This is a genomic window from Pseudomonas sp. PS01303, assembly GCF_029959385.1.
GTDB classification, from domain to species: Bacteria; Pseudomonadota; Gammaproteobacteria; order Pseudomonadales; family Pseudomonadaceae; genus Aquipseudomonas; species Aquipseudomonas rustica.
This window is the reverse complement of record NZ_JASCPK010000184.1, coordinates 1-9,911: the sequence shown is the minus strand read 5'-3', so window position 1 is coordinate 9,911 and position 9,911 is coordinate 1. Positions and strand designations below refer to the sequence as shown.

The window sequence follows — 9,911 nt, the reverse complement described above, 5'->3', positions numbered from 1 at the left end:
GTATTAAGGGGCACTTTGTGGCGAGGAGATTTATCCCCGTTCGACTGCGCAGCAGTCGTCGCGTTTGGGGCCGCTTCGCAGCCCAGCGGGGATAAATCCCCTCGCCACAGGGTTTTGCACAGTATTCGAAAAATTCGAGGTTTCAACGCTACGTGATGGATCTGTTTCGCAGTGCACCGATTGCCCAGCCACTGGCCGCGCGTTTGCGTGCGACCAATCTGGATGAGTACGTCGGTCAGGAGCACGTGCTCGCTCGCGGCAAGCCTCTGCGTGAGGCGCTGGAGCAGGGTGCCCTGCATTCGATGATTTTCTGGGGCCCGCCGGGCGTGGGTAAAACCACGCTGGCACGGTTGCTCGCGGAAGTTTCAGACGCGCACTTCGAAACCGTTTCAGCAGTACTCGCCGGGGTCAAAGAGATTCGTCAGGCGGTTGAAATCGCCAAGCAGCAGGCCGGCCAGTACGGCAAGCGCACAATTCTGTTCGTCGATGAAGTACACCGGTTCAACAAGTCGCAGCAGGACGCATTTCTGCCGTACGTTGAAGACGGCACGCTGATCTTCATCGGCGCCACCACCGAAAACCCTTCGTTCGAACTCAATAACGCCTTGTTGTCGCGCGCCCGCGTCTACGTGCTGAAAAGCCTCGACGAAGCGGCGCTGCGCAAACTGGTGCACCGCGCGCTCACCGAAGAGCGCGGCCTGGGCAAGCGCAATCTGACTCTCAGCGATGAAGGTTTCCAGATGCTGCTGTCCGCCGCCGATGGCGATGGCCGGCGTTTGCTTAATCTGCTGGAAAACGCCTCCGACCTGGCCGACGACAACAGTGAGATGGGCATTGATCTGCTGCAGAGTCTGCTCGGCGATACGCGTCGGCGCTTCGACAAGGGCGGCGAAGCGTTCTACGACCAGATTTCGGCGCTGCACAAATCCGTACGGGGTTCCAACCCCGACGGCGCGCTGTACTGGTTCGCGCGGATGATCGACGGTGGTTGCGATCCGCTGTACCTGGCCCGGCGCGTGGTGCGCATGGCCAGCGAAGACATCGGCAATGCCGACCCGCGCGCGCTGAGCCTGTGCCTCGCTGCGTGGGAAGTGCAGGAGCGCCTCGGCAGTCCGGAGGGCGAGTTGGCCGTGGCGCAAGCCATCACCTATCTGGCCTGCGCGCCGAAAAGCAACGCGGTGTACATGGGTTTCAAAACTGCCCTGCGCGCCGCCGCCGAGCACGGTTCGTTGGAAGTACCCCTGCATCTGCGCAACGCGCCGACCAAACTGATGAAACAGTTGGGCTACGGCGACGAATACCGTTACGCCCACGATGAACCGGACGCTTATGCGGCTGGCGAAGACTATTTCCCGGACGAGCTCGACCCGATTCCGTTCTACCAACCGGTGCCGCGTGGCCTGGAGTTGAAGATCGGCGAGAAGCTCAACCACCTCGCGCAACTCGACCGTTTAAGCCCTCGGCAGCGGAGAAAATAGTGCTTCCATTGATCATCGCGGTGTCTGCCGGCGGCGTTGCTGGCACTTTGTTGCGCTTCGCCACCGGCAATTGGATCAACGCCAATTGGCCGCGGCACTTCTATACCGCGACGCTGGCCGTTAATATCGTGGGCTGCCTGCTGATTGGCGTGTTGTACGGCCTGTTTTTGATACGCCCGGAAGTGCCGATCGAGGTGCGTGCCGGGTTGATGGTCGGCTTCCTCGGGGGGCTGACGACTTTTTCATCCTTTTCACTGGATACGGTGCGCCTGCTGGAAAGCGGGCAAGTGCCGCTGGCCTTGGGCTATGCGGCACTCAGCGTATTCGGCGGGCTGCTCGCGACGTGGGCTGGCCTGTCTTTGACCAAACTTTGATAACGAGAAACCGACATGCTCGATTCCAAACTGTTACGTAGCAACCTTCAGGACGTAGCGGACCGCCTGGCTTCCCGTGGCTTCGCCCTGGATACCGCGCGCATCGAAGCGCTGGAAGAACAGCGCAAGACCGTCCAGACCCGCACCGAAGCACTGCAGGCTGAGCGTAACGCGCGTTCCAAATCCATCGGTCAGGCCAAGCAGCGCGGCGAAGACATCGCCCCGTTGATGGCGGACGTCGAGCGCATGGCGGGCGAATTGAGTGCCGGTAAAGTCGAACTGGACGCGATCCAGACCGAACTGGACTCGATCGTTCTGGGCATTCCTAACCTGCCGCACGAATCCGTGCCGGTCGGCAAAGACGAAGACGACAACGTCGAAGTGCGCCGCTGGGGCACCCCGACTGCCTTCGATTTCGAAGTGAAAGACCACGTTGCCCTCGGCGAGAAGTTCGGCTGGCTGGACTTTGAAACCGCTGCCAAGCTTTCCGGCGCGCGTTTCGCCCTGCTGCGTGGCCCGATCGCCCGTCTGCACCGCGCGCTGGCGCAGTTCATGATCAATCTGCACGTCAACGAGCACGGCTACGAAGAGGCTTACACGCCTTATCTGGTTCAGGCGCCGGCGCTGCAAGGCACCGGCCAGTTGCCGAAGTTCGAAGAAGACCTGTTCAAGATCGCCCGCGAAGGCGAAGCCGATCTGTACCTGATCCCGACTGCCGAAGTGTCGTTGACCAACATCGTTGCCGGTGAAATCGTCGATTCGAAACTGCTGCCGATCAAATTCGTTGCCCACACCCCGTGCTTCCGCAGTGAAGCCGGTGCATCGGGTCGCGACACGCGCGGCATGATCCGTCAGCACCAGTTCGACAAAGTTGAAATGGTGCAGATCGTTGAGCCGTCGACCTCGATGGAAGCGCTGGAAGGCCTGACCGCCAACGCTGAAAAAGTCCTGCAACTGCTCGGTCTGCCGTATCGCACCCTGGCGCTGTGCACCGGCGACATGGGCTTCAGCGCGGTCAAGACTTACGACCTCGAAGTGTGGATCCCGAGCCAGGACAAGTACCGCGAGATTTCGTCGTGCTCGAATTGCGGCGACTTCCAGGCCCGTCGTATGCAAGCGCGTTTCCGCAACCCGGAAACCGGCAAGCCTGAGCTGGTACACACCTTGAACGGTTCCGGCCTGGCCGTAGGCCGTACCCTGGTTGCCGTGCTGGAAAACTACCAGCAGGCCGACGGTTCGATCCGTGTGCCGGACGTACTGAAGCCGTACATGGGTGGCCTTGAGGTCATCGGCTAAATGAAATATCTGCCGCTGTTTCACAACCTGCGCGGCAGTCGTGTGTTGGTCGTCGGTGGGGGGGAAATTGCCTTGCGCAAATCCCGCCTGCTGGCCGATGCCGGTGCGCTGCTGCGGGTGGTCGCACCTGAAATCGAATCGCAGCTGCGTGAGCTGGTCGCAGCTTCCGGCGGCGAATGCCTGTTGCGCGGTTACGTCGAGGCGGATCTGGACGGTTGCGGGCTGATCATCGCCGCCACCGACGATGAAACGCTGAACGCACAAGTCTCCACCGATGCTCACAAGCGCTGCGTGCCGGTCAACGTGGTCGACGCGCCTGCCTTGTGCAGCGTGATCTTCCCGGCGATCGTCGATCGCTCGCCGCTGATCATCGCCGTGTCCAGCGGTGGCGACGCGCCGGTGCTGGCGCGACTGATTCGCGCCAAGATCGAAACCTGGATTCCCTCGACTTACGGTCAACTGGCCGGGCTCGCCGCACGTTTCCGTAATCAGGTGAAAAGCCTGTTTCCGGATGTGCAGCAGCGTCGCGGATTCTGGGAGGACGTGTTCCAAGGGCCGATTGCCGACCGCCAACTGGCCGGGCAGGGCGCTGAGGCCGAGCGTCTGTTGCAAGCCAAGATTGATGGCGAAGCAACGGTTACCACCGGTGAAGTGTATTTGGTCGGCGCAGGGCCGGGTGATCCGGATCTGCTGACGTTCAAGGCTTTGCGTCTGATGCAGCAAGCCGACGTGGTGTTGTACGACCGTTTGGTTGCGCCAGCGATTCTTGAGTTGTGCCGTCGCGATGCCGAGCGCGTGTATGTCGGCAAGCGCCGTTCAGATCATGCCGTGCCGCAGGATCAGATCAACCAGCAACTGGTTGATCTGGCCAAGGCTGGCAAGCGTGTGGTGCGCTTGAAGGGCGGTGATCCGTTTATCTTTGGCCGTGGCGGCGAAGAGATCGAAGAACTGGCGGCGCACGGGATTCCATTTCAGGTGGTGCCGGGGATTACCGCAGCCAGTGGTTGCGCGGCGTATGCCGGGATTCCGCTGACCCATCGTGATTACGCGCAGTCAGTGCGCTTTGTCACCGGGCATTTGAAGGACGGCTCCACCGATCTGCCCTGGGCCGACCTCGTCGCCCCGGCGCAGACGTTGGTGTTCTACATGGGCCTGGTGGGCTTGCCGGTGATCTGCGAGCAGTTGATCAAGCACGGTCGCGCGGCGGATACCCCGGCGGCGTTGATTCAGCAAGGCACCACGGTCAATCAGCGGGTCTTTACCGGCACGCTGGCGGATCTGCCACGCATGGTGGCGGAGCATGAAGTGCATGCCCCGACATTGGTGATCGTCGGGGAAGTGGTGCAACTGCGCGAGAAACTGGCTTGGTTTGAAGGGGCTCAGGCGCAGGTCTGAGTCAGATCAAAAGATCGCAGCCTTCGGCAGCTCCTACATGAGAATGCGTTCCCCTGTAGGAGCTGCCGAAGGCTGCGATCTTTTGATTTTTTGCTGTTAGCCCTTCAACCAAACCCCTTTGCCGCCCAACCGCGCCCGATCATGGGCCGCCGTGAAATCCTGCTCCGGCCCCTTCGGCACAACCCCCGTCGGGTTAATCGTCTTGTGACTGCCGTAGTAGTGGTTCTTGATGTGCTGAAAATCCACCGTCTCGCCAATCCCCGGCAGCTGATACACCTCACGCAGCCAGTTCGACAGGTTCGGATAATCGGCAATCCGCCGCAGGTTGCATTTGAAGTGCCCGTGATACACCGCGTCAAAACGAATCATTGTGGTGAACAGGCGCACATCGGCTTCGGTCAGGTACTCGCCGGTCAGATAGCGATTCGCACCTAAAACCCGCTCCAGATGATCGAGCTCAGCAAACACCTCATCGAACGCTTGTTCATACGCCTGTTGCGACGTGGCAAACCCGGCGCGGTACACGCCGTTGTTTACGGCTGGATAAATTCGATCGTTGAGCGCATCAATCTCGCTGCGCAGTGGCGCCGGGTAGAAGTCCAGCTCATTGCCGGTCAGACCATCAAACGCGTTGTTGAACATGCGGATGATCTCCGCTGATTCATTACTGACGATGCGTTTGAGCTTTTTGTCCCACAGCACCGGCACGGTGACGCGGCCGGTGTAGTCGGCGGTGTCAGCGGTGTAGCGCTGATGCATGAATTCAAAGCCATCGAGTTTGTCGCCGGTCGAGCCCAGCGCTTTGTCGAACGTCCAGCCGTTTTCCAGCATCAACCAACTGACCACCGAAACGTCGATCAGACTTTCCAGACCTTTGAGTTTGCGCAGGATCAGCGTGCGATGTGCCCATGGACAGGCGAGTGACACATAGAGGTGATAGCGACCGGCCTCGGCGGCAAAACCACCTTCACCGCTCGGGCCGGGCTCGCCGTTGGCGGTCACCCAGTTGCGGCGTTGCGCCTGTTCGCGCTGAAACGCGCCGTCTTTGCTGCTTTCGTACCACTTGTCCTGCCAGTGGCCATCGACGAGTAAACCCATGATCAAGACTCCGTAAATCAGTAAACGTTGGAGTCGAGTCTATTCCTGTGAGTTCGAACAAAAAGCGCAAAGATCGGGCGTGAATGATCGGTTAAATCGATTTGTCTCGCGCAGCCCAGTATTGCTCGGCGGTTTCGAAGGCTTGTTCACGCGGTTGGCCTAGCCCGCGCAGGGCCAGCGCCATCGTCGAGATCAGCGCCATTTGTGGGTAGCTGTCGACCACGTCGCCGCGCCACACGGCTTTCAAGTGCTCAATATCCAGCGATGAAGGTTTGACGTGACGTTGCGCCGACATCTGCGGCCATTCCTCGTCCCAGCTTTCTCCGCCAGTGGTGCCGTAGAGGTGGCTGTTTGCATCCGGGTTGATCTCGATTTCGCCGCCATCACCCTTGACCACTATCGCTGTGTCGCCGAGCAATCCGCTGGCATCGCGGTGCACCGCTTGGTAGCCGGGATGGAAAATACTTTGCAGCCCGCAGCGTGCGCCCAGTGGATTGAGAATCCGCGCCAGCGAATGAATCGGCGAGCGCAGACCCAAGGTGTTGCGCAGATCGATCATGTTCTGCAACTGCGGCGCCCAGTCCACCAGCGGCATAAACGCGAGGCCGCCGTTGTCCAGCGCCGCGCCGACCTGTTGCCAGGTGCGACACAACGGGATGTTCAACTCGCCGAGCAGTTGCTCGCTGTACAGCCGCCCGGCGGTGTGCGCGCCGCCGCCGTGCATGAAGATGCGCACGCCGTTCTGCGCCAGGCACTTGGCGGCCAGCAGGTACCACGGCAGATGGCGCTTTTTACCGGCATAGGTCGGCCAATCCAGATCGACGTTCAGCGCCGGCGCCTGCAAGTGTTCACGCAAGGCTTCGGTGAAACCGGCCATTTCCTCGGCGCTTTCTTCCTTGTGGCGCAGCAACATCAGGAACGCACCCAGCTGGGTGTCCTCGACCTTGTCGTCGAGCACCATGCCCATGGCTTTACGCGCTTCTTCGCGCGTCAGATCACGGGCGCCGCGTTTGCCCTTGCCGAGGATGCGTACGAACTGGGCGAATGGATGTTCGGCAGGCGTTTCGAGGGTCAGCGCTGGAAAGTCGGTCATAAGCAATTCGTCGGTTTGGGCAGGCCCGCCAGTTTTGCGGCGAGTTTGGCAGGGGTGCCTTTGAACAGTCGGTTCAGGTGCAGGCTGTTGCCTTTTTCCGCGCCGAGTTTCAGTGCGGTGTACTTGATCAGCGGACGCGTGGCCGGGGACAACTGGAATTCGGCGTAGAAGCTGCGCAGCAATTCGAGGACTTCCCAGTGTTCGGCGGTCAACTCAATCTTTTCGGCGGCGGCGAGGGCGCTGGCGACATCGTGGGACCAATCGCTGAGGTCAACGAGGAAACCATCCTTGTCCAGTTCGATGGCGCGGGCGCCGACGGTCATGGAATTCATAGCCAGCTGTTGACCTTGTCGTGATGGATCGACAGTTCGACGAAGGCCGGGTAATCGATCACTTCGGCCCAGTCAGGAACTTGGATGGCGCGCGCCTGCGCGTCTTCGGCCAGAACGAACAATTTGATCTGGCGACTGTGCAGCGCGGTTAACGGCGCGGTGCCCGGTTGCAACGCGTAGACCGCATCGCCGGACAGCAACAAAGCATCAGCGCCGCCGATCACGCGCAGGCAACTGGTCAGGCGATCGTCGCCGAACGGGGAATGAGACAACACATGCAAAGTCGACATCAGAGGGTGATCACCTGGTCGTAGCGGTCAATAAGGGCGGTGATTTGCTCGGCGGCCAGCGGCGCGGCCTCGTCCAGCGACAACGTGCTGAGGCCGCGGGCGCTGGCGCTGTCGGCGCAATAGAACAGCTCTTCCACGCCGAACATCGGCAGCGCTTGCAGGTTGGCGCTGAGGTCTTTCTGTTGCAGTGCCTTCGCGTTTTGTCCGGCGCTGAGTTGCAGCACGCCGTCATCGAGAAACAGCAAACCGATCGGCAGATCGAAAGCGCCGCCGGCCAGCACGATGTCCAGCGCTTCGCGGGCGCCGGGGCCCGACCATGGCGACTGGCGGCTGATGATCAACAGGGATTTGGCCATCTCACGCACCTCCAAAGCAGATCAGTCGATCGGCATCTTGCACCGCATCATGCAACTGACCGAGGCCGGACAATTCCCACGGCGTGCTGACCGAAATCGCTTCGCGCTGGTAACGCTTGGCTTCTTCCGCGTTCAGGGCGCCACGGCGCAGTGCGGCGGCGATGCAGACCACGCCGTCGAGCTTTTGCTCGGTAATAAACGCGCGCCAATGCTTGGGCAAGTCGAGTTCGTCCTGCGGGGTGACCACCGCGTCGGAGGCGTTGTAGACGCCGTCCTGGTAGAAAAACAGCCGGACAATCTGATGCCCACCGGCCAGTGCCGCCTGCGCAAACAGCAGGGCACGGCGCGAGGAGGGCGCATGGGCGGCGGAAAACAACGCGATGGCGAACTTCATGACGGACTCGATCAGCAAAACTGCGGCCATGATAAAGCATTGCGGCCGCCAAAGGATCGCGTAAACCCGATCCCTGTAGGAGCTGCGGCACGCTGCGATCTGTTGATCTTGATTTTAAAAAAACCAGATCAAAAGATCGCAGCCTCGTTTCACTCGTCAGCTCCTACAGGGGATTTGCGGTTAGCGGGGCATGTAGCCGAGTTGCCAGCGTCGCGGGATTCTGAGGGAAAGCAGGCCGATCAACGCGGCCAGCACAGCGCTGACAAACATGGCTTTGAGGCCCAGATGCTGTTCCAGCACCGCCCCCAGAATGGCGCCGATAAACATCCCGCTCCACGGCACCAGTTGCACCCGCCAGCCGCTGCGCCGTTCGCCGAGCATCCAGCGCCCCAGTCCTCGGCCAAATCGCGACAGCGCGCCGGTCACGTAGGTCAGCCCGACCGGCAGGCCATTCACTTCCTCGACCGCCGCGTTGAGCATGCCCATCGCAATGATCGCTGCGAGCAATGCCGGCAGTTGCGCGTCGAACGGCCACGCCGCCGAGGTGCAGAGCAGGGTGGCGATGCACAGCAGCAGCGGCAGCGCGCGTCGCCCACCGAGGCGCGCGACGAGTACACCCAAGGCGTTACCGAGGATGAACGTTGCGACAAGAATCACCAGGCGCAAGGTCAACCCGAGATCACCTTCACTGATCGCCACCGCCAGTCGTGTGGTGTTCCCGCTCATGAACGAGACGAAATCGCCGCTGGCCATGAAACCGATGGCATCGGTCATGCCGGCCAGTACCGACAGGCTGGCGACCAGCGCCAGACCCACGCGTCCGCGCCATTTCTGCGTGTGCAGATGGCCGGGGCTGGCGCGATGAGTCGAGGCGGAAGGCAGCATCGGCGAAAGGATCCTTGGCGTGGCGGTTAAGGTTCTATCCCGTACAGGTCGCAGTATTCCAGCCAGTCCATGCCGGCCATTTCCGCCACCTCGCGATGCACTTCCAGGCGCTGCGCCTGATATTCCTCAGGCGAATCAGCGGTCAGCTGCAACGTCAGTTCCCAGGCAAACAACCCCAGCTTGTCCGCCTCTTCTTCAAACGCCTCATGCAGACGTTCTTCGCGGTATTGCGCCTGGGTTTCTCCCTTAGCCTGAGCCAGCAGAGGATTGAGGTGGTCGAGGCTGTCGCGCAACTCGGGGCGCGCATCGAGGAACAGTTTCAGGGCGTGTTCATGTCGCTGATCGGTAGGCGCCATGGGTTTTCCTTGTGAGGCTGATGACCTTAGGTTGCCGCAGCGGCGAGTGCCTGTCTCGCTATAAATGCAGTAAAGCAGAACGATTTCCGCTTGCGGCGGTGATACAGTCCGCTTTTTTCTGAATGAGCGAATGCAATGCGAATTCTGATGGTAGCGCTGGCGGCGACGGTTCTGGCCGGTTGCGCAGGTTCGGCGATGGACGATGCGCGCACCCAGGCGCCTTATAAAGTCATGACCTCGGACAAAGCCGAGAAGCTCGTGGCGCAGTGCGTGCAATTTGCCTGGCAAGACGAGGCGGTATTTGGCGTGGACGCGGGGGCTTATCTGCAACCGGGCAAGAAGGGCGGTTCGACGGTGTACACCCGTTCGGCGGAGTCGTTCGTTGACCTGAGCACGGAGCCGTCGGGGACGACGCTGAATTACTACGCGCAGAAAGATGATTTTGTCGCGAAGCGGCGGTTGGCGGCGTTGGCGACTTGCCTCTGATTATTGGGTGAATTGACGGCCGCCTTCGCGAGCAGGCTCGCTCCCACAATTTGGAATGCATTCCAATAAGCATGGACT

The 9,911-nt window shown here is 60.8% G+C and carries 13 protein-coding genes; 5 read left to right on the top strand and 8 right to left on the bottom strand.

All coding sequences use genetic code 11. The annotated features are described in order from the left end of the window. Positions 1 to 155: 155 nt before the first annotated feature. Genes QMX93_RS27875 through cysG form a run of 4 tightly spaced genes read left to right on the top strand, consistent with a single transcriptional unit; the run spans position 156 to position 4,543 of the window. Positions 156 to 1,478, top strand: coding sequence for a replication-associated recombination protein A (locus tag QMX93_RS27875; RefSeq protein ID WP_053121590.1), 1,323 nt, complete (start codon positions 156 to 158; stop codon positions 1,476 to 1,478). Beyond that, positions 1,478 to 1,852 carry a fluoride efflux transporter CrcB gene (gene crcB / locus QMX93_RS27870; protein ID WP_053121588.1) on the top strand — a complete coding sequence of 125 codons (375 nt, stop codon included), beginning with the start codon at positions 1,478 to 1,480 and terminating at the stop codon, positions 1,850 to 1,852. Before QMX93_RS27875 ends, crcB begins: the two co-directional genes overlap by 1 nt. Positions 1,853 to 1,867: 15 nt before the next feature. Further along, positions 1,868 to 3,148: a serine--tRNA ligase gene (serS, locus tag QMX93_RS27865; protein ID WP_053121586.1), complete on the top strand. Its 1,281-nt coding sequence runs from the start codon at positions 1,868 to 1,870 to the stop codon at positions 3,146 to 3,148. Next, the gene (cysG, locus tag QMX93_RS27860; protein ID WP_212551465.1) at positions 3,149 to 4,543 is read left to right on the top strand and encodes a siroheme synthase CysG; all 1,395 of its coding nucleotides are present in this window, start codon (positions 3,149 to 3,151) and stop codon (positions 4,541 to 4,543) included. It abuts the gene before it with no gap. 96 nt (positions 4,544 to 4,639) lie between these two features. On the opposite strand, the gene QMX93_RS27855 is transcribed toward cysG, so the two are convergent. The 8 genes from QMX93_RS27855 to QMX93_RS27820 all read right to left on the bottom strand — a co-directional run bounded on the left by QMX93_RS27855 (position 4,640) and on the right by QMX93_RS27820 (position 9,347). Then, positions 4,640 to 5,641, bottom strand: coding sequence for a glutathione S-transferase family protein (locus tag QMX93_RS27855; protein WP_282358717.1), 1,002 nt, complete (start codon positions 5,639 to 5,641; stop codon positions 4,640 to 4,642). Positions 5,642 to 5,732: 91 nt separating this feature from the next. Further along, the gene (locus QMX93_RS27850; protein ID WP_282358716.1) at positions 5,733 to 6,734 is read right to left on the bottom strand and encodes a glycosyl transferase family protein; all 1,002 of its coding nucleotides are present in this window, start codon (positions 6,732 to 6,734) and stop codon (positions 5,733 to 5,735) included. Further along, a complete protein-coding gene (locus QMX93_RS27845; RefSeq protein ID WP_282358715.1) occupies positions 6,731 to 7,066 on the bottom strand; it encodes a TusE/DsrC/DsvC family sulfur relay protein in 336 nt (111 codons plus the stop codon). The genes QMX93_RS27850 and QMX93_RS27845 overlap by 4 nt, the downstream gene beginning before the upstream one ends. After that, complete coding sequence (gene tusB, locus QMX93_RS27840; protein ID WP_282358714.1) at positions 7,063 to 7,356, bottom strand: sulfurtransferase complex subunit TusB; 294 nt, start codon at positions 7,354 to 7,356, stop codon at positions 7,063 to 7,065. The genes QMX93_RS27845 and tusB overlap by 4 nt, the downstream gene beginning before the upstream one ends. Beyond that, positions 7,356 to 7,712: a sulfurtransferase complex subunit TusC gene (gene tusC, locus QMX93_RS27835; RefSeq protein WP_212544686.1), complete on the bottom strand. Its 357-nt coding sequence runs from the start codon at positions 7,710 to 7,712 to the stop codon at positions 7,356 to 7,358. Before tusC ends, tusB begins: the two co-directional genes overlap by 1 nt. A 1-nt stretch (position 7,713) precedes the next feature. Further along, positions 7,714 to 8,106, bottom strand: a complete 393-nt coding sequence (tusD, locus tag QMX93_RS27830; protein WP_282358713.1) for a sulfurtransferase complex subunit TusD — start codon at positions 8,104 to 8,106, stop codon at positions 7,714 to 7,716. Between the two features lie 180 nt (positions 8,107 to 8,286). After that, positions 8,287 to 8,991 carry a YoaK family protein gene (locus tag QMX93_RS27825; RefSeq protein ID WP_282358711.1) on the bottom strand — a complete coding sequence of 235 codons (705 nt, stop codon included), beginning with the start codon at positions 8,989 to 8,991 and terminating at the stop codon, positions 8,287 to 8,289. A 26-nt stretch (positions 8,992 to 9,017) separates the two neighbouring features. Next, a complete protein-coding gene (locus tag QMX93_RS27820) occupies positions 9,018 to 9,347 on the bottom strand; it encodes a DUF6388 family protein (RefSeq protein ID WP_053121571.1) in 330 nt (109 codons plus the stop codon). A 135-nt stretch (positions 9,348 to 9,482) separates the two neighbouring features. Between QMX93_RS27820 and QMX93_RS27815 the strand changes: the two genes are divergently transcribed. Beyond that, complete coding sequence (locus tag QMX93_RS27815) at positions 9,483 to 9,833, top strand: hypothetical protein (protein WP_053121569.1); 351 nt, start codon at positions 9,483 to 9,485, stop codon at positions 9,831 to 9,833. Positions 9,834 to 9,911: the final 78 nt, after the last annotated feature.